The 19178-nt window shown below is 40.3% G+C and carries 22 protein-coding genes; 19 read left to right on the top strand and 3 right to left on the bottom strand.

All coding sequences use genetic code 11. The features are described from left to right. The first annotated feature begins 58 nt into the window (after positions 1 to 58). From IYQ91_RS02620 to IYQ91_RS02605, 4 genes are all read left to right on the top strand, one after another. Positions 59 to 1447, top strand: a complete 1389-nt coding sequence (locus IYQ91_RS02620; RefSeq protein ID WP_195672984.1) for an APC family permease — start codon at positions 59 to 61, stop codon at positions 1445 to 1447. A 67-nt stretch (positions 1448 to 1514) separates the two neighbouring features. Beyond that, entirely contained in the window at positions 1515 to 1943 is a 429-nt protein-coding gene (locus IYQ91_RS02615; RefSeq protein ID WP_195672983.1) for a GNAT family N-acetyltransferase, read from the top strand. A gap of 12 nt (positions 1944 to 1955) precedes the next feature. Further along, positions 1956 to 2417: a GNAT family N-acetyltransferase gene (locus tag IYQ91_RS02610; protein ID WP_195672982.1), complete on the top strand. Its 462-nt coding sequence runs from the start codon at positions 1956 to 1958 to the stop codon at positions 2415 to 2417. Next, a complete protein-coding gene (locus tag IYQ91_RS02605) occupies positions 2414 to 3052 on the top strand; it encodes an RpiB/LacA/LacB family sugar-phosphate isomerase (protein WP_195672981.1) in 639 nt (212 codons plus the stop codon). The genes IYQ91_RS02610 and IYQ91_RS02605 overlap by 4 nt, the downstream gene beginning before the upstream one ends. Before the next feature lie 121 nt (positions 3053 to 3173). Here the strand turns inward: IYQ91_RS02605 and IYQ91_RS02600 are convergent, their stop codons facing one another. Next, positions 3174 to 3377, bottom strand: coding sequence for a cold-shock protein (locus IYQ91_RS02600; RefSeq protein WP_003025526.1), 204 nt, complete (start codon positions 3375 to 3377; stop codon positions 3174 to 3176). 191 nt (positions 3378 to 3568) lie between these two features. Here IYQ91_RS02600 and IYQ91_RS02595 point away from each other — a divergent pair, with 191 nt between their 5' ends. From IYQ91_RS02595 to IYQ91_RS02550, 10 genes are all read left to right on the top strand, one after another. Continuing rightward, entirely contained in the window at positions 3569 to 3805 is a 237-nt protein-coding gene (locus IYQ91_RS02595) for a DUF2829 domain-containing protein (RefSeq protein WP_003025500.1), read from the top strand. Further along, positions 3798 to 4496 (top strand): 3-oxoacyl-ACP reductase, encoded by a 699-nt coding sequence (locus IYQ91_RS02590; protein WP_195672980.1) that lies wholly within the window; start codon positions 3798 to 3800, stop codon positions 4494 to 4496. The genes IYQ91_RS02595 and IYQ91_RS02590 overlap by 8 nt, the downstream gene beginning before the upstream one ends. Positions 4497 to 4509: 13 nt before the next feature. Then, positions 4510 to 5301: a GNAT family N-acetyltransferase gene (locus IYQ91_RS02585; protein ID WP_195672979.1), complete on the top strand. Its 792-nt coding sequence runs from the start codon at positions 4510 to 4512 to the stop codon at positions 5299 to 5301. Continuing rightward, positions 5276 to 5719, top strand: a complete 444-nt coding sequence (locus IYQ91_RS02580; protein WP_049517199.1) for an ASCH domain-containing protein — start codon at positions 5276 to 5278, stop codon at positions 5717 to 5719. The genes IYQ91_RS02585 and IYQ91_RS02580 overlap by 26 nt, the downstream gene beginning before the upstream one ends. 449 nt (positions 5720 to 6168) lie before the next feature. Further along, the gene (gene glmU / locus IYQ91_RS02575) at positions 6169 to 7548 is read left to right on the top strand and encodes a bifunctional UDP-N-acetylglucosamine diphosphorylase/glucosamine-1-phosphate N-acetyltransferase GlmU (protein ID WP_195672978.1); all 1380 of its coding nucleotides are present in this window, start codon (positions 6169 to 6171) and stop codon (positions 7546 to 7548) included. A gap of 8 nt (positions 7549 to 7556) precedes the next feature. Next, a complete protein-coding gene (locus IYQ91_RS02570; protein WP_195672977.1) occupies positions 7557 to 8108 on the top strand; it encodes an NUDIX hydrolase in 552 nt (183 codons plus the stop codon). Between the two features lie 10 nt (positions 8109 to 8118). Further along, the gene (macP, locus tag IYQ91_RS02565; RefSeq protein WP_022526867.1) at positions 8119 to 8427 is read left to right on the top strand and encodes a cell wall synthase accessory phosphoprotein MacP; all 309 of its coding nucleotides are present in this window, start codon (positions 8119 to 8121) and stop codon (positions 8425 to 8427) included. 51 nt (positions 8428 to 8478) lie between these two features. Continuing rightward, positions 8479 to 9171: a 5'-methylthioadenosine/adenosylhomocysteine nucleosidase gene (locus IYQ91_RS02560; RefSeq protein ID WP_195672976.1), complete on the top strand. Its 693-nt coding sequence runs from the start codon at positions 8479 to 8481 to the stop codon at positions 9169 to 9171. A 14-nt stretch (positions 9172 to 9185) separates the two neighbouring features. Then, positions 9186 to 9494: a DUF898 family protein gene (locus tag IYQ91_RS02555; RefSeq protein WP_021001434.1), complete on the top strand. Its 309-nt coding sequence runs from the start codon at positions 9186 to 9188 to the stop codon at positions 9492 to 9494. A 111-nt stretch (positions 9495 to 9605) separates the two neighbouring features. Beyond that, a complete protein-coding gene (locus IYQ91_RS02550; protein WP_195672975.1) occupies positions 9606 to 11147 on the top strand; it encodes an ABC-F family ATP-binding cassette domain-containing protein in 1542 nt (513 codons plus the stop codon). A gap of 272 nt (positions 11148 to 11419) precedes the next feature. On the opposite strand, the gene IYQ91_RS02545 is transcribed toward IYQ91_RS02550, so the two are convergent. Further along, positions 11420 to 12223 carry a peptidylprolyl isomerase gene (locus IYQ91_RS02545; protein ID WP_195672974.1) on the bottom strand — a complete coding sequence of 268 codons (804 nt, stop codon included), beginning with the start codon at positions 12221 to 12223 and terminating at the stop codon, positions 11420 to 11422. A gap of 239 nt (positions 12224 to 12462) precedes the next feature. Here IYQ91_RS02545 and IYQ91_RS02540 point away from each other — a divergent pair, with 239 nt between their 5' ends. The 4 genes from IYQ91_RS02540 (at position 12463) to IYQ91_RS02525 (ending at position 18152) form a co-directional block, all read left to right on the top strand. Next, on the top strand, positions 12463 to 12894 hold the full coding sequence (locus tag IYQ91_RS02540) for a DUF2798 domain-containing protein (protein WP_195672973.1): 432 nt from the start codon (positions 12463 to 12465) through the stop codon (positions 12892 to 12894). A gap of 120 nt (positions 12895 to 13014) precedes the next feature. Next, a complete protein-coding gene (locus tag IYQ91_RS02535) occupies positions 13015 to 13224 on the top strand; it encodes a PspC domain-containing protein (RefSeq protein ID WP_195672972.1) in 210 nt (69 codons plus the stop codon). Positions 13225 to 13310: 86 nt separating this feature from the next. Continuing rightward, entirely contained in the window at positions 13311 to 15608 is a 2298-nt protein-coding gene (locus IYQ91_RS02530; RefSeq protein WP_195672971.1) for a DNA translocase FtsK, read from the top strand. Between the two features lie 192 nt (positions 15609 to 15800). Beyond that, on the top strand, positions 15801 to 18152 hold the full coding sequence (locus IYQ91_RS02525) for an HAD-IC family P-type ATPase (protein WP_195672970.1): 2352 nt from the start codon (positions 15801 to 15803) through the stop codon (positions 18150 to 18152). A gap of 44 nt (positions 18153 to 18196) precedes the next feature. On the opposite strand, the gene IYQ91_RS02520 is transcribed toward IYQ91_RS02525, so the two are convergent. After that, entirely contained in the window at positions 18197 to 18550 is a 354-nt protein-coding gene (locus IYQ91_RS02520; RefSeq protein WP_037593826.1) for a DUF3397 family protein, read from the bottom strand. A gap of 162 nt (positions 18551 to 18712) precedes the next feature. Here IYQ91_RS02520 and rplK point away from each other — a divergent pair, with 162 nt between their 5' ends. After that, a complete protein-coding gene (gene rplK / locus IYQ91_RS02515) occupies positions 18713 to 19138 on the top strand; it encodes a 50S ribosomal protein L11 (RefSeq protein WP_003025466.1) in 426 nt (141 codons plus the stop codon). Positions 19139 to 19178 lie beyond the last annotated feature (40 nt).

The raw sequence follows: 19178 nt of genomic DNA, 5'->3' as shown, positions 1-19178 counted from the left end.
ATTCCTTTTTGATTGCTTTTATGGTAGAATAATTCAATCTAATAAATTGGAGTTTAGGATGAATATTTTTCGTAAAAAAGATGTCAGTAGAGATCGGACTGGCATGCGTCGTCATTTACGATTGCTTGATTTGATTTTGTTAGGGATTGGCGCTATGGTGGGAACGGGTATTTTCACGATTACCGGAACGGCGGCTGCAACTCTAGCTGGTCCAGCTTTGGTGGTTTCGATTATTATTTCTGCTCTTTGCGTGAGTATTTCTGCTTTCTTTTATGCAGAATTTGCGTCAAGAATTCCTGCAAATGGAGGTGCTTATAGCTATCTCTATGCTGTTCTTGGAGAATTTCCAGCTTGGATAGCAGGTTGGCTGACCATTATGGAATTTATGACGGCGGTATCTAGTGTTGCCTCTGGTTGGGCTTCCTATTTGAAAGGCTTGCTGAATGGATTTGGTTTGAGTATGCCAGGAGCGCTCAATGGAACCTTTAATCCACAAGTGGGAACCTATGTAGACTTACTGCCGATTCTTGTTTTGGTATTTGTAACAGGTGTGGTTTTATTAAATTCTAAAGCAGCTCTGCGATTTAATTCTGCTTTGGTTGTCTTGAAGTTTTCGGCGCTTGCCCTTTTTATCTTTGTAGGTATTTTCTTTATTAAACCTGAAAATTGGTCTCATTTTGCCCCATTTGGCTTTGGAAAATTATATGGTGGCAATGTTGGAATTATGGCTGGTGCTTCTCTGATGTTCTTTGCCTTTCTTGGTTTCGAGTCTATTTCTATGGCAGTGGACGAGATTAAGGAGCCACAAAAGAATGTTCCACGAGGGATTGTGCTGTCTTTGTCTATTGTAACGGTGCTTTATATATTGGTGACACTAGTTTTGACAGGGATTGTTCACTATAGCAAGCTAGATGTAGCAGATGCTGTCGCCTTTGCGCTTCGCAGTGCTGGGCTTAGCTGGGCGGCTAATTATGTGTCAGTGGTAGCGATTTTAACTTTGATTACCGTTTGCATTTCCATGACTTATGCTCTGTCGCGTATGATTTACGGCATTGCGCGTGACGGTTTGTTGCCAAAGTCTTTCAGAAAATTAACTGCCACTAGTCGGGTACCGAAAAATGCTACGATTTTGGTAGGAATTGTAGCGGCTATTTGTGCTGGTATTTTTCCGCTAGCCAGTATCGCATCCTTTCTAAATATCTGCACCTTGGCTTATCTGATTTTGTTAGCAGTGGCTATTTTGAAGTTGCGCAAGGATAAAGGACTTCCTCAAGCAGGGGAATTTAAAACTCCTCTGGTGCCTCTGACGCCAATCTTATCCATTATTATCTGTCTGTCTTTCATGACCCAATATGGCTTTGACACATGGATGGCATTCGGGCTTGCCTTACTAGTCGGAACAATTATTTATTTTATCTATGGCTACCAACATTCGGAAATCAATTGATGAGCTTTAATCCAGACAGCCACTTAGGCTGTTTTTTGTTATAATAGAAAGAAAAAGAGGTGCGAATATGATACGACCAGCAGAACTTTCAGACGCAGCGGCTATTCAGGAAATCAATGCAACTGCTCTCGGCTATGATTTTGGCTTGATAGAAACTCGTCAGAAACTATCAGAGCTGTTGGATAGGTCAGATCATTTTATCTTGGTGGCAGAAAATGTGGCAGGAAAGATTGTCGGCTATGCCCATGCAGCTAGCTATGATTGCCTCTATTTTCCTCCTTTACTCAACCTGTTGGCATTAGCAGTTGACAAAGATTTTCAAGGTCAGGGATATGGCAAAGCGCTGATGCAGGCTGTGCGTGAAGAGGGTTCAGCTGCAGGCTATGCAGGTATTCGCATAAACTCTGGCATTTCTCGAACTGAAGCCCATGAATTTTATCGAAAACTGGGCTGTGAGGAGAAAGCTAATCAGAAACGTTTTTATTGGAAATTTTAAGAAAGGAAATCTATGAAAATTGAACCATTAAGTCAAAGCAATGCAGAAGAAATTGCGAATCATTGGCATTACGAAGGCATCTATGCTTTTTATGATATGCAAGCAGATTCTGAGGATTATGAAGAAATTTTATCTCCTGAAGCGCGTGGTGATCACTATTATCAGGTTCTCAAAAATGATGAATTATATGGCTTTTTTTGCCTTTTTCCAGTTGACAAGGCCAAGCAGGAGCTAGGTTTAGGCATGAAGCCAGAGTATTGTGGCAAAGGTCAAGGCAAAGAGTTTTTACAAATCATTTTGCGTTTTATCGAGGAAAATCTTTCAGCAAAAATCCTGACTCTCTCAGTTGCTGATTTTAATCAAAGAGCTCAAAGGCTTTATCTCAATTGTGGTTTCAACGTGATTGGACGGCAGCCACAGGAAAGTAACGGAGATATTTACCTTTTTGTCAAAATGGAAAAGGAGTTGAAATGAGAGTTGCAGTTATCCAAGGAACTAGTCGGAAAAATATGAATGCTCTGCTATTTGAATCTGTAAAAAAGGCAGTCCAATCGTCTGATGAAGTGCTGAATTTTGGAATTTTTGAAGACGAGGATGAGCAGTATTCTTATGTCGAAATAGCAATGTTGATTAGTCTCTTAATAGAAAGTGGAGCAGTAGATTTTGTTGTAACAGGTTGCTCTTCAGGTCAAGGTATGATGCTTGCCTGTAATAGTTTACCAGGTCTTTTGTGTGGCTATATAGAGACCCCTCAAGACGCATTCCTCTTTGGACGAATCAATGGAGGAAATGTTGCTTCCCTGCCATTAGGCTTAAATTTTGGTTGGCAAGGTCAATTGAACCTGCAATATACATTGGATAAATTATTTGATGGTGAGTTTGGTATTGGCTATCCTAAACATGAAGCCGCAAGAAAAAGAGCGGAAGCAAGTGCCTTAAAGAATTTGAACCGTTTAACGAAACGCAATTGGGAAGAATTATTAGACCAAATTCCAAAAGATAGTCTCGACAAGTTATTACAAAGAAAGATAGTCATGAATGCCATTATAAATAAGGGAAGTAATAAAGAGTTCATCCGTTTGCTGAAAGCGAAAGCAGATAAAAAGTGAAGTTAGAGCTTTGATTTTATTTGCAATTTTGACGGTCTATAGGAAAAGTATGAGATTGATTTCTGTTGCAGTTGTCGTTATTTGAGAAAAAAAGAGGCTGGGATTTCCAGTCTCTTTTATCTTATGCTAATTTTGTGATATTGATTGCTTGAAGACCACGTTGACCTTCTTCAATGTCAAAAGTTACTTTTTCACCTTCGTTCAGTGATTTGAATCCGTCGGATTGAATCGCTGAAAAGTGAGCAAAAACGTCTGGTCCGTTTTCTTGTGAAATAAAGCCGAAGCCTTTTTCAGCATTGAACCATTTTACTGTACCTTGTGCCATACATCTTACTTCCTTTCTCTAAAATGTTACGTAAAAAATAGAAAAAGTAAAGATGAAAAACAAAAATACTCACTCAAAATTCATTTACTCTTACAAGTCTAACAGAAGTAGCAACAAAAAGCAAGGAAAAACCAGCGATTGGCAATATATTTTGCTATACTAGTAATATGAAAAGCAGAAAGAGGTATATCATGACATTTGAAGAAATTTTACCGGGTTTGAAAGCCAAAAAGAAATATGTCCGCATAGGCTGGGGCGGTGCTGAGAATTATGTCCAGCTTTTTGACAGCATTGAGCAGAACGGAGTGGCGCTTGAAGTGACGCCTTATTTTCTCATCAATGTATCAGGCGAGGGAGAAGGCTTTTCCATGTGGAGTCCGACGCCTTGTGACATATTAGCAGATGACTGGGTGGAAGTCCATGACTAGGACGGTTTTGGTGACAGGTGTTGGCTCAGGGATTGGTCTGGCTCAGGCGCAGCTTTTTTTGGAAAATGGCTGGCGCGTATATGGTGTAGACCGCTCTGAAAAACCAAGTTTGACAGGGGATTTTCATTTTTTTCAACAAGACTTGATACTGGGGTTTCAGCCCATTTTTGACTGGTGTCCTCAGGTAGATGTCCTCTGCAATACAGCTGGAGTGCTGGATGATTACAAGCCACTTCTTGAGCAATCCGCTCAGGAAATCCAAGAAATTTTCGAGATTAACTATGTAACACCAGTAGAGCTAACTCGTTATTATCTGACGCAGATGCTGAAGAAACAATCAGGCATTATCATCAATATGTGCTCGATTGCATCTAGCTTAGCTGGCGGTGGTGGTCATGCCTACACTTCCTCCAAACATGCTTTGGCCGGCTTTACCAAGCAGTTGGCACTAGACTATGCGGAGCAGGGAGTGCAGGTTTTTGGGATTGCACCGGGCGCAGTTAAAACAAGTATGACAGCAGCAGATTTTGAGCCGGGAGGCTTAGCCCAATGGGTAGCAGACGAAACTCCCATCAAGCGTTGGATAGAACCAGAAGAAGTTGCCGAGCTGACCCTCTTTCTCGCCTCAGGAAAAGCCCAACCCATGCAGGGCGAGATTGTCAAGATTGACGGTGGCTGGAGTTTGAAGTGAGGAAGCAAGCAGAATGAAAGCAGTGAGCATTGAGACAAGACCGCAGGAATGTTTCCAACATTGGCAAAAGAACATGGTGAGATATGGTTTGAAGGCGAAGTTAGGGCAGTTTTATACAAATGAAGACGAGACTGCCGTTTTGTATGAACAAGGAGATTTTCTATTTTTGGCTGGGCAGGCAGATATGGCATTACTGGCGGATTATAGGGACTTTTGTAAGCCAGACTACCGCATTCTCATATCTGAAGAGGCTTCTTGGCAGGCCTGCTTATCCTCTTGTCCAGCCTTATCTACCTTTACCCGCTATGCTTTTAAAGATGAGGCAGATTTTGATGACAAGGTTTTGAAAAACATCGTGGAGCAGCTATCGGAGCCGCTCGTTATTGAGGTAATCGACCCAAAAACCTATCAAAAACTGGCTCAGGAAGAATGGTCTCAGGATTTGCAGGGGAATTTTGCAACTTTTAAAGATTTTCAAGAAGGCGGAGCTTTTGGCTTTGTGATCCGAAAGGGTGAGGAAATCGTCGCTGGGGTCTCGACAGCACTTGTCTACCAAAAAGCCATTGAAATTGAGATTGCAACAAAACCGACTTATCAACAGCAGGGCTTAGCCACTGTTCTTGGGGCGAAGATGATTTTGGCATCCCTGCAATGCGGCGTTTTTCCGCTCTGGGACGCCCACAATGAAGCCTCAAAGAAAATAGCTGAGAAGCTAGGCTATCAATGTTTAGGAGCTTATCCAGCTTATGAGTTGAAATCAGTAACAGATAGGAGAAACTATGACACCAGAACAATTATGGAATGAATACAAAACAATCAACCCCACAATCGGCGATGAAATAGATGCCTGGGCTTTTGGTGTAGAGCCAGATCAGCTGGCGGATTTAGTTTTAAAAGGAGAGAAGACTGCGACAGCTTCTGCCTACGATTTGTATCAGATAGATGGCGAGCCGATTCCTCAAGCAGGAACGTTTGATGTGATTTTAGACGGTCAAGGTCAGGCTGTCTGTATCATTAAGGTGACCAAGGTAACGGTTGTTCCTTTCAATCAAGTGTCTGCAGAGCACGCTTTTAAAGAAGGAGAGGGAGATAAATCTTTGGCTTATTGGCGGCAGGTGCATGAGGAGCTCTTCACGGAATGGATGGCTGAAGCCGGCTTAGCTTTCTCAGAGGAGATGGGCGTGGTCTTGGAGGAGTTTTGCAAGGTTTATCCGATAGATTAGAAGACTGTGCCTTATATTCACTTAGAAAAAATCCGACACGAACAAGGAATTTTTCCCAGCCTCCTATGACAGCTGGCAAGAATAACCATGGATTCTGACTTCTCCCAGATAAAAGGGGACAAATTTCTCATGGAGGAAGCACTCGTTTGTAGTGAAATCCGAATTTTAACATGTAGTATTTATGTTTTTTTAATAAGTCGCGAACCTTTTTATGTGGTCTGGACTTTTTATGAGCAAAAAATCAAATTCTCTGCAGGAAATGATGTTTTTGAGAAGAAAAACGTTATTTTTCCATGAAAAGGGTCTTCTCTAGAAAAGTATTGGCACTTTTCAGACAGATTTATTCGGAATAGACAGCTGAACGCCCTATTTCTTTTTTAATTCCTCATTTAAAAAAATTTTGTTTAATGATATAATAGTAGTGACATCTTAGAGAAAAGAGACGATTTATGACAAACTATGCAATTATTTTAGCAGCTGGAAAAGGCACTCGCATGAAATCAGATTTACCAAAAGTGCTTCACAAAGTTGCTGGAATTTCGATGTTAGAACATGTATTTAGAAGTGTTGCTGCCATTGCACCAGAAAAGACTGTGACAGTGGTCGGACACAAGGCAGAGCTGGTGGAGCAAGTATTGGCGGGGCAGACAGAGTTTGTTCGTCAAACGGAGCAATTAGGAACTGGTCATGCTGTGATGATGGCAGAGCCTGTGCTGGAAGGTTTGGCAGGGCAAACATTAGTCATTGCAGGAGACACTCCTTTAATCACAGGAGAAAGCCTGAAAAATTTGATTAACTTTCATATCAACCACAAAAATGTTGCAACGATTTTGACAGCAGAAGCGGAAAATCCATTTGGTTATGGGCGGATTGTCCGTAATCAGCATGAAGAAGTGATCAAAATTGTGGAGCAAAAGGATGCTTCGGATTTTGAAAAGCAAATCAAAGAAATCAATACAGGAACGTATGTTTTTGATAACGCCCGTCTTTTTGAAGCCCTGAAAAATATCAATACCAACAATGCGCAAGGAGAATACTACATCACAGATGTAATCGGCATTTTCCGTGAGAATGGCGAAAAAGTCGGCGCTTATACTCTGAAAGATTTTGATGAAAGTCTTGGTGTCAATGACCGCGTGGCATTGGCAACGGCAGAAAGTATTATGCGTCGCCGAATCAACCAAGCGCATATGGTGAATGGTGTTAGCTTTGTAAATCCAGAAGCGACTTATATCGATGTAGATGTACAGATTGAACCAGAAGTACAAATTGAAGCTAATGTTAGCTTGAAAGGGCAAACGAAAATTGGCGCAGGCAGCATTCTGACAAACGGTACGTATATTGTTGACTCTGCTATCGGTGAACAAACGGTTATTACCAATTCTATGATTGAAGAGTCTACAGTTGCAGACGGTGTAACGGTGGGACCTTACGCTCATGTTCGCCCAGATTCAAGCCTTGCTAAAAATGTACATGTTGGTAATTTCGTTGAAGTGAAAGGTTCTTCTATCGGTGAAAATACCAAAGCTGGGCATCTGACTTACATTGGTAATTCTGAAGTGGGTGCGAATGTCAATTTTGGTGCTGGAACAATTACAGTTAATTATGATGGACAGCACAAGTTTAAGACTGTCATTGGGAACAATGTCTTTGTAGGTTCTAATTCGACCATTATTGCGCCGATAGAACTTGGGGACAATTCTCTCGTAGGTGCAGGCTCAACCATTACAAAGGATGTGCCAGCTGATGCGATTGCTCTTGGTCGTGGTCGTCAGATCAATAAAGAAGAATACGCTAAACGCTTGCCGCATCATCCAGATAATAAGTAGGAATGGCTATGGATTTTGAAGAAAAAACACTAAAACGAACAGAAATTTACCAAGGGCCTATTTTTAAACTTGTAAAAGACGAAGTCCAGTTGCCGGCGGGGAAAGGAACAGCTTACCGTGATTTGATTTTCCATAATGGAGCTGTGGCGGTTATCGCGCTAACACCAGAAGACAAAATGATTTTGGTTAAGCAGTACCGCAAAGCTATTGAAGCAACCTCTTATGAAATTCCAGCTGGCAAGTTAGAAGTTGGTGAAAATGCGGATCCTGAGGCTGCAGCTTTGCGCGAATTAGAAGAAGAAACGGGTTATACAGGTGAGTTAGAACTGCTTTATGATTTCTATTCGGCGATTGGCTTTTGCAATGAGCGAATCAAACTTTATAGCGCTAGCCATTTGACAAAAGTTGAAAATCCTCGTCCACAAGATGAAGACGAGACCTTAGAACTCTATGAAGTGACCTTGGAAGAAGCGAAAGCTTTCCTTGCTAGTGGTGATATTTGTGATGCAAAAACCATTATTGCACTCCAATATTGGGAAATGAAAATGAATCGAAGATAGGGGGATGCTTATGGGAAGACCTTTATTAACAGATGAAATGATTGAAAGGGCAAATCGTGGTGAAGATATTTCAGGTCCACCTTTGCATGATGAGGAAGAAACCAAAATTTTAAAAACGACTAGAAGCCAGTTTGGTTATTCCTCTCAAAATAGTGGCTTCAATCAAGATACGCTGCAAATTGATGTGGAACCAACGGTAACCAAAAGCCGACGCATTGAAAATGCAAAACGCGGAGTATTCCAAGCAAAATTAAACAAAATTCTATTTTGGATTGTCCTGCTTTTGATTGCTTTGATTGCTGCTATTATTTGGCTATAAAAAGCGATAAGCTCGACTTTCGCTTTTTTTGTGATAGAATGAGAGGAAATAATGAAAATCGGAATTATTGCGGCCATGCCTGAGGAACTAAAAATCTTAGTGGAAAACTTGGAAAATGCCGAAAAACACTTACGTTTGGGGCATGTTTACCATACAGGAAGTATCGGTCGACATGAAGTCGTGCTGGTGGAAAGCGGGATCGGCAAGGTTATGTCTGCTATGAGCGTGGCTGTTTTGGTCAATGAGTTTAAAGTGACGGCTGTCATCAATACAGGTTCTGCTGGTGCAGTAGCTGAAGGCTTGCAAATCGGTGATGTTGTGGTTGCTGATCGGCTAGTATACCATGATGTAGATGTAACAGCTTTTGGCTATGAATACGGACAAATGGCACGCCAGCCACTTTATTTTGAAGCGAGCCGTTATTTGGTTTCTGAAATGAAAAAGATTTTAGAAAAAACACATCAGACGAGTCGCGTTGGCTTAATTGCAACAGGAGACAGTTTTATTGCGGGACAAGACAAGATTCAAGCCATTAAGCAGCATTTTCCAGATGTTCTAGCGGTTGAGATGGAGGGCGCAGCTGTCGCTCAGGCTACGCATTCAATTGGGCTACCTTTTATGGTTATTCGGGCCATGAGTGATACAGCTAGCCATGATGCCAATGTCACATTTGATGAATTTATCCATGAAGCTGGCAAGCGCTCAGCAGACACTCTGATTCAATTTCTGAAAGAATTAGTTTAGACAAGGGGAATATAGTGTATAAAGAATCTTATTTCGACGGTGGCCTCTTTTCTTACATTGGTCATGTCATCTTAGCCATTTTGATTACTGTCTTGACGTTGGGTATCTGTGCTCCTTGGGGCATGTGTATCCTGTATAATTGGAAGATTAAGCACACAGTCATTGACGGACACCGTCTCTATTTTGATGGTACTGCGATGCAGCTTTTTGGAAATTGGGTGAAGTGGTGGCTCTTGACGATCATTACTTTTGGCATTTATGGTTTTTGGCTTAATATCAAGCTAACCCAGTGGATTACCAAACACACCCATCATTTGAATTAGATGAAAGCAAACGAGAATGAAGCAGTCTCGCTTTTCATTTGTTCTACCTTGCCAAAAAATCCCTTTTGATGGTATAATCAAGAAACTGTAATCAATGATAGAGGAGAAAAGATGAGTATCTTAGAAGTAAAAAATCTCAGCCACGGTTTTGGAGACCGGGCTATTTTTGAGGATGTATCCTTTCGTCTGCTGAAGGGCGAGCATATCGGCTTAGTTGGAGCCAACGGCGAAGGGAAGTCCACCTTTATGAGCATTGTAACTGGTCAATTGTTGCCAGATGAAGGCAAGGTTGAGTGGTCTAAGTATGTGACAGCTGGTTACTTAGATCAGCATGCTGTGTTGAAAGAAGGTCAATCTGTACGTGATGTGTTGCGGACGGCTTTTGATGAGCTTTTCAAGACTGAGTCTCGAATCAATGAGATATATCTAGCTATGGCAGAAGACGGAGCAGATGTTGATGCTCTTATGGAGGAAGTGGGCGAGCTGCAGGATCGCTTAGAGAGTCGGGATTTCTATACTCTGGATGCCAAGATTGATGAAGTCGCACGGGCGCTGGGCGTCATGGACTACGGTATGGAAAGTGATGTGACGGAGCTATCTGGTGGCCAGCGGACCAAGGTTCTCTTGGCCAAGCTGCTTTTGGAAAAGCCGGATATCCTGCTTTTGGACGAGCCGACCAACTATCTGGATGCGGAGCACATTGACTGGCTCAAGCGTTACCTACAGAACTATGAAAATGCCTTTGTTCTAATCTCGCATGATATTCCTTTCTTGAATGACGTGATCAATATCGTCTACCATGTGGAAAATCAGCAGTTGACCCGCTATTCTGGGGATTATTATCAATTCTTAGAAGTCTACGAGATGAAAAAATCTCAGCTGGAAGCAGCTTATGAGCGTCAGCAGAAGGAAATTGCAGACCTCAAGGACTTTGTAGCTCGCAATAAAGCCCGTGTGGCGACCCGTAATATGGCCATGTCCCGCCAGAAAAAGCTGGATAAGATGGACATTATTGAGCTGCAAAGTGAGAAACCAAAGCCATCTTTTGATTTCAAACCTGCCCGCACACCAGGGCGCTTTATTTTCCAAGCCAAGGACTTGCAGATTGGGTATGACTGTCCACTGACCCAGCCTCTTAATCTGACCTTTGAGCGCAATCAGAAAGTGGCCATCATCGGGGCAAATGGGATTGGGAAAACAACTCTTTTGAAGAGTCTCTTGGGGATTATACCACCAATCGCTGGGGAAGTTGAGCGTGGAGACTATCTGGAATTGGGCTATTTTGAGCAAGAGACAGCTGGTGGTAATCGCCAGACCCCTCTGGAAGCTGTTTGGGATGCTTTTCCCTCGCTCAATCAAGCAGAGGTTCGTGCTGCTCTGGCTCGCTGCGGTCTGACTTCAAAGCATATTGAAAGCCAGATTCAGGTTCTCTCAGGAGGTGAGCAGGCTAAGGTTCGACTTTGTCTCCTGATGAACCGAGAAAATAATGTCTTAGTACTGGATGAGCCTACGAATCACCTCGATGTGGATGCCAAAGATGAACTCAAACGCGCTCTCCAAGCGTACAAAGCCAGTATTCTCATGGTCTGCCATGAGCCTGACTTCTACGAAGGATGGGTAGATCAGATTTGGGATTTTAATCAATTAATGTGAGAATAAAGAAAATGAGGAGTAAGTCTGTAAAAGCTGATAGCATCAGTGCATATAGAGCGCTCAACTACTGCGTATTGAGTTTTATTCTAGAAAGTAAACGAGAGTTTGGGACAAAAAGATTTCAATTTTTAAAAATCTTAATTATTAAGCCCTTCAAATCTATAATTAAATGCGAAAAGCGAACAAAGCAGAATTCTGATTACCAGAAAACTAGTTTTGTTCGCTTTTTATATTTGAGGTCGGACTTTTGTCCCAGCCTCTTCGTTTTGTAATTATTTCTTAAGCGTATAGTCCTTAATGACTTCAATTTTCTCGATTTTGATTTCTTTTTTGGGTTTGTCGTTTTCGCCTGTCTCAGTCGTAGCGATTTTATCCACGACATCCATGCCAGAAATGACTTGCCCAAAGACAGTGTAATTTCCATCTAAACTTGGATTTCCACCTTTTTTATAGGCTTCAATAATTTTTTCAGGATAAATTGTGCTAGAGAGTTGACTCGAACTGTCCTTGGTGTTTTGGTTGATGAAAAATTGACTACCGTTGGAATTTGGATTGGAAGAACGAGCCATGGCTAATGCGCCACGGATATTGTAGAGATAAGACGAAATCTCTGTTTTAAAGCCACTTCCAGAGTCGATCTTAGAATTTTTGCCTTTCCAAATGGATTCACCACCAGTACCGTCTCCCTTAGGGTCTCCTGTTTGAATCATAAAATCCTTAATGACACGATGGAAAGTCACGCCGTTATAATACCCTTCTTTAGCATGCGTTAAGAAATTTTCAGCTGCAAGTGGTGCGTATTTTGGAAAGAGTTTCATAGAAATAACACCTTCTGTCGTTGTCATTTTCACTTCTGCTTCATCGTCAGCGACCTTGTCAGCCAACTGTGGGAAATGCGCGTTTTTGTCTGTCAAAGCAGCTTTTTGCGCTTCTTTTTGTTTTTCAGCTGCTTTTGAGCTGGATTCGGAAGCAAGGCTGGAGTCTACATAATCATTTCCCCTAATCGCTCTTTGTAAGTTTGTGCAGCCTGTCAAAAATAATCCTGCTACGAATCCTAAGATAAGTAATTTTTTCATACATGTCCTTTCTGAATTTAAAACTATTCACATTTTACTATAAACAAGCTAATTTTTCAAACCTTTTGAAAAGTGTCTATACTAACTGAAATTCATTATCGGGGTCCCTTTTTGATGTAAAGATAGATCAATCGTTTAAAGTATGAAAACATTTTCTTATGAAAGGTTTTGTAAATTTGCTTACGAGAAAAAATTTTTTGTGCTAAAATAGCGTTTATCAACAAAGAAATGGAGTTTTTATGCCGAAGAATTTTAAGAAATCATTATTTTTTACAGCACTTATGTGCAGCATGATGGTATTTGGAATGAGCATTTGGAACCTGTCCGTTGTAGGATATTTTTCATGGGTTCATCTAGCAATGGGATATGTTCCTGGATTGATTACCGCTTTTCTCTTAGACCTTCTTGTGGCAGGACCAGTTGTGAAGGGAGTTGCTTTTAAATTTTTAACAGAACGCCGTAAACCTTGGCAGAAGATCCTCGTTGTTTCAGGTGGTATGGTTCTGACCATGGTTTCACCGATGCCTTTTTATGGTATATTTTTTAATAGCGTACCGCTTTCACTAGCCAATTATCTAGGAACTTGGCTAACCAATTTTATTGTGGCTTTTCTCTTGAATTTTCTGATTGTCGGACCAATTTCTCGCTTTATTCTAGGTCAACTGCAATAGCAACTTTTTTAATCTTGCTGACGATGAACGTTTGACAATCGGTTCATGGAAATTCTTTATGATATTTATTTAATGGTAAAAAATTTATGTTATAATAGATTTATAAAGGAGGGACAGAGAATGGCTAAACGATTGACAAGAGATGTGCGAAATAAGAAAATTGCGGGTGTCTGTGCAGGTATAGCAAATTATTTTGACATTGATCCTACCATTGTACGACTGATTTGGGGAGTAGCATTTTTTGTATATGGAATCGGCTTTATTCCTTATTTGATTTTGTGGTTTGTCTTGCCAGAAGATGACGGAGACGATGATGTGATTTGGAAGTAAACAATGTTGTTTAAAAAGTGGAAACATGGAACTTCTGCTTTTTTCTTTCATTGGATTAGCAGCTAACTTATGATATAATAAAGGTTATGGCAAATAAGAAAAATAGTAGACAAGGCCGAACAACACGACGGCCGACAAAAGCAGAATTAGAGCGTCAAAAAGCTATTCGAAGGATGTTAGTAACTTTCGGAGTTGCTTTTTTGCTTCTTTTTGCAGCCTTAAAATGGGGTGCCGTTGGAATCACTCTTTACAACCTTATTCGATTATTAGTAGGAAGTTTGGCCTATATGGCTATTATAGGTAGTCTCATTTATCTTTTCTTTTTTAAGTGGGTCAATAAGCATGAAGGCTATAAATCAGGCTTTTTCAGTATTTTTATTGGCTTGCTACTTATATTTCAAGCTTATTTTGTAAATGTTTTAAATTTAAAAGGACAGGTTCTGAGTATAACCTTGTCACGGATTTTAACAGATTTAAGCTCATTTAAAGTCAGTACTTTTGCTGGTGGCGGTTTATTAGGAGCTGCTCTTTATGCTCCTGTGGCCTTTTTATTTTCAAATATTGGTTCTTACTTTATTGGTGTTCTCTTGATATTGTTAGGTTTCCTTCTTATCAGTCCATATTCAATTTATGATATTTTTGAAAAGTTAAGTGAAGTTTATCATACATGGAATGAAAAGCGAGAAGCGAAGCGCCAACAACGATTTGTGGAAAAAGAAGAAAAAGCTGCGCAAGCAGCGATGAATGCTATTCAGGTAGAGCAAGACGAGCCACAAATTGATTCTGAAACGGGAGAAATTTTAGATGATGAGGTCTTAGTTCATACGCCGATTCAGTTTGAAGAAGCAGAGCCAGAAATTTATGATTATGATGAGAGTTTGTCTGAGAAACAACACAAAGAAGAGCAGCGAGATAACACAGATGAAGATGTTGAGGTTAATTTCACACCCAAAGAAAGTTTAGATTACAAACTTCCAACAATCAATTTGTTTGCGCCAGACAAGCCTAAAAATCAATCCAAAGAAAAGAAAATTGTCCGCGAAAATATCAAGATTTTGGAAGAAACATTTGCTAGTTTTGGCATTCGTGCTAGCGTTGAACGTGCTGAAATCGGACCGTCTGTGACTAAGTACGAGGTCAAGCCAGCTGTCGGAGTGCGGGTCAATCGCATTTCCAATCTGGCTGACGATTTAGCTCTGGCTTTGGCTGCCAAAGATGTGCGAATTGAGGCACCTATTCCGGGCAAATCTTTAGTCGGAATTGAAGTTCCGAATTCCGAGATTGCGACGGTTACTTTCCGTGAGCTTTGGGAGCAGTCTAAGACAGATGATAAGAAATTACTCGAAATTCCTCTAGGAAAAGCCGTCAATGGCTCTGTTCGGACATTTGATTTGGCAAAGATGCCTCATTTGTTAGTAGCAGGTTCGACTGGTTCAGGGAAATCCGTTGCAGTCAACGGTATTATTGCTAGTATTCTCATGAAAGCACGACCAGATGAAGTCAAGTTCATGATGGTCGATCCTAAAATGGTCGAATTGTCTGTCTATAATGATATTCCCCACTTACTGATCCCTGTTGTGACCAATCCTCGCAAAGCGAGTCGGGCTTTGCAAAAAGTGGTCGATGAAATGGAAAATCGCTATGAGCTCTTTTCTAAGGTTGGTGCTCGCAATATTGCTGGTTACAATGTCAAAGTAGCCGAGTACAATGCTAGTCAACCAGAATATAAACAAGTTCCTCTTCCTTTGATTGTGGTCATTGTGGATGAGTTGGCAGACCTTATGATGGTAGCCAGCAGAGAAGTGGAAGACGCTATTATTCGCTTGGGACAAAAAGCTCGAGCAGCTGGGATTCATATGATTTTAGCTACCCAACGTCCGTCAGTTGATGTTATTTCTGGACTCATCAAGGCAAATGTTCCGTCACGAATTGCTTTTGCTGTCTCTAGCGGAACTGATAGCCGAACGATTCTAGATGAAAATGGTGCCGAGAAACTCTTGGGACGTGGGGATATGCTCTTTAAGCCGATTGATGAAAATCATCCTGTCCGTCTGCAAGGATCATTTATTTCCGATGAAGATGTAGAGCGCATTGTCACTTTTGTTAAAAATCAAGCCGAAGCAGATTATGATGATAATTTTGACCCAGGCGAAGTATCTGAAAATGACATGGATTCAGGTAGTGAGAGTGAACAAGGAGATCCACTCTTTGAAGAAGCCAAGGCTTTAGTCATCGAGACGCAAAAAGCGAGTGCTTCAATGCTCCAACGTCGATTGTCTGTCGGATTTAATCGTGCAACTCGGCTTATGGAAGAGCTAGAAGCTGCTGGTGTTATCGGACCAGCAGAAGGCACCAAGCCAAGAAGAGTTTTATTGAATAACTAAAATAGGTGCTGTTTAAAAAATGTAACATCCTTTCCCAACAAATTTCTGTTGGGATTTTTCTGTAGCTGTTCTATTTTAAAGTTTTGTAGAAAAGGTATGAAAAATCTCATGTTTTCCAGTTTTATGACTTTTCTATGACCTAAGGATAACTTTTTTGATAGAATACTAATATGATTTGTGAATGGAGGCTATATGTCAGAACAGATATACACAGGGCTTAGCCAACAAGAGGTCGAAGAACGAATTCAAAAAGGCTTAGTCAATAAAGTAACAGTTAGCACGGAAAAAACAACTTGGCAAATCATTCAGTCGAATGTGTTTACTTATTTTAATTTTATATTTTTTGTCCTTGCTATGTTGCTAGTTATTGTACAATCATGGAATAATTTACTTTTTTTACCTATTGTTATTATCAATTCTTTGATTGGAATTGTTCAAGAGCTTAGAGCGCGCAAAATATTGAGCAACATGCAGTTACTTCATCACTACACAGCGATTGCAGTGCGAGACGGTAAAGAAATCCAACTAGAGACAAAAGATTTAGTACAAGATGATATCGTTCTTTTCTCGGCAGGGGACCAAATCTATGCAGATGCTAAGATTGTATCAGGTGAATTGAAAGTCAATGAATCACAGTTGACAGGAGAAGCGGATGAAATAGCAAAGCAAATAAGTGATACAGTTATGTCAGGCAGTTTTGTCGTATCTGGTAAAGCCTATGCTCGCTTGGAAAAAGTAGGTGATGAATCCTATATCAATCAACTGACGTTGAAAGCAAAAGAAGTCTCTGGAAAAGAAGAATCTGAAATGGTACGTTCGGTCAATAATTTGGTTAAAGTGATTGGATTTTTGATTATTCCTTTAGGGCTTCTTCTATTTTTCCAAAGTTATGTGACCAATCACGAAAGTTTTCAAGTTAGTATTGTCTCCACGGTAGGAGCTATTATTGGGATGATTCCAGAAGGGCTTTATCTTTTGATGACTCTGGCGCTGGCTTTGGGAGCAGCTAGTCTAGCAAGGCAGAAAGTTTTGTTAAATAGCATGAAAGGAATTGAGTCTCTTTCTCGTGTAGATGTTTTGTGTGTAGATAAGACAGGAACCATTACGGAAAATACGATGAAAGTTGCACAAGTACTTTCTGTTCAGCAAGACAAGAATGCTTCGCAGGAAGCTCTTAAACAATATCTGGCAGCAAGTCCAGATGAAAATGAAACGATTGCAGCGATTCGAGACTTTTTTGTTTCAGAAGTAGTAGAAAAGGCTTGGACCGTAGTGAAAACCCTTCCGTTTAGTTCAAAGACCAAGTTTGGTGCTATTTCTTTCAAAGAAGGCAATTTTATTTTAGGTGCTCCAGAGTTTGTATTAAAAGAAAAGCTGGAAGAATATCGCAGCTATTTTCAACAATATGCAGAAAGTGGATCAAGGGTTCTTGTTTTTGCTGAATCAAAAGATCAGCCATTTACAGGTGATTTGACTCAAACAGTAGAACCCCTACTCTTCATCTTATTAGAAAATCCAATTCGAGAAAATGCAGCCGAGACCTTTTCATATTTTGATGTTCAAGGTGTGGAAGTCAAAGTTATTTCAGGAGATAATCCTGTCACAGTTGCTGCAGTGGCTACCAAAGCAGAGATTCCTCATGCTGAAAATTATGTAGATGCGCAAAACTTGGATACTGATGAAAAAATCACTCAAGCAGTTGAAAAATATACGGTCTTTGGTCGAGTGACCCCTCAACAGAAACAAAAATTAGTTCAAGCACTTCAAGCTAATCAACATAAAGTTGCAATGACAGGTGACGGTGTAAATGATATTTTAGCAATGAAGATTGCAGATTGCAGCATTGCTATGGAATCTGGCAACGATGCTACCAAACAGATTGCACAAGTTGTTTTGCTGGATTCTGACTTTTCGCATATGCCGCATATTGTGACAGAAGGACGTAGGGTTGTCAATAACATTCAACGTTCCGCTAGTTTATTTCTTGTAAAAAATATCTTTTCCATTTCACTAGCTATTTTGTCCAGTTTGTTTGCTTTTACCTATCCTTTGCAAGCATCACAAGTTTCCTTGATTAGTGCGTTCACTATTGGTATACCTGGATTTATGTTAGCTTTGGAGCCCAACAAGCAGCGCATTCGAGGGCGTTTCATCAGAACGGTTTTACAGAATGCGATACCAGCAGCTTTTGTTGATTTATTGGCAGTTTTGATTGTCATGGCTTGTGGTCGGATTTTTCGATTATCCACGCAAGAAGTTGCGACATCATCTGTTATCTTATTAGCAGTGGTTGGTTTCATTATCATCATCAAGCTTATTCAGCCGTTCAATCGAATGAAAACCATTGTCGTACTCTTTAACATCATCGGCTTGGTGATTTCGGGCTTGTTATTTCACTCTATCTTTTTGTTATCCAAAATCTCACCGATTACCATTATCCTCACAGTCATTCTCTCCTTAATGTTAGAATCACTCATGAGACTGTTTCAATTCATAACAAATAAGTTATTTGCTCTATTTGATAAGTTCTCAACAAAATATTAAATATAAAAATATCGGAAGCAGATGAGTCTGTCCGATATTTTTTATTATTTTGTTAAAAATAAGCCAATCACCATGGCGAGGTAGAGAAAGAAGGTCAAAATAAAACCAGCTCGCCAGAAAAATTTAAAGAACTTAGGATAGTAAAAACTGCGTTTAACTCGAAGAAAGTAGACAGTAATGGCAATTGCTAAGGCAGAAAGGGCTAATGCTAATTCTGGCAAGAAACTGTGGTAGAAAGCTCTATCAGAGATGACATAGAATTCTAACACAAAAAGTGGAAAAGCCAAATCTGCAAAATTCAAGCCAAATCGTTTCAAGCGAAATAATTTAGTAATAATAATGGTCAAAATAATAGTTAAAAAGATAAATAAAATAGATGCGATTTTTAATAATGTCATACACATATTTTACCACAAAAATCGAGAAAGATAGAGAATTTTTTTAGTATTTTTTCTTGCAATTTAGTCGTTTTAGTGTATAATAGAAAGGTATGCAAGAGGCATACTTGTGGGAGGTAAAAATCTTACATTACCGCCAAAACCACAAAGGAGGATTTAAAAATGGCTAAAAAAGTCGAAAAACTTGTAAAATTGCAAATCCCTGCTGGTAAAGCTACTCCAGCTCCACCAGTTGGTCCTGCGCTTGGTCAAGCCGGTATCAACATCATGGGATTCACGAAAGAGTTCAACGCTCGTACAGCTGATCAAGCTGGTATGATTATCCCAGTTGTTATCTCAGTATATGAAGACAAATCATTTACTTTCGTAACAAAGACACCACCAGCTGCTGTTCTTTTGAAAAAAGCTGCAGGTGTTGAAAAAGGATCAGGTACACCAAACAAAACAAAAGTTGCAACAGTTACTCGTGCACAAGTACAAGAAATTGCTGAAACTAAGATGCCAGATTTGAACGCTGCAAACCTTGAGTCTGCAATGCGTATGATCGAAGGTACTGCTCGTTCTATGGGATTCACTGTTGTTGACTAATCAATAACACCCAAACCCGCAAGACTTCATCATTTCGAGA

The organism is Streptococcus sp. HF-2466 (assembly GCF_015594645.1).
Lineage (GTDB): Bacteria > Bacillota > Bacilli > Lactobacillales > Streptococcaceae > Streptococcus > Streptococcus anginosus.
The sequence above is the reverse complement of the archived record's forward strand: the minus strand, read 5'-3'. Positions and strand labels throughout refer to the sequence as shown.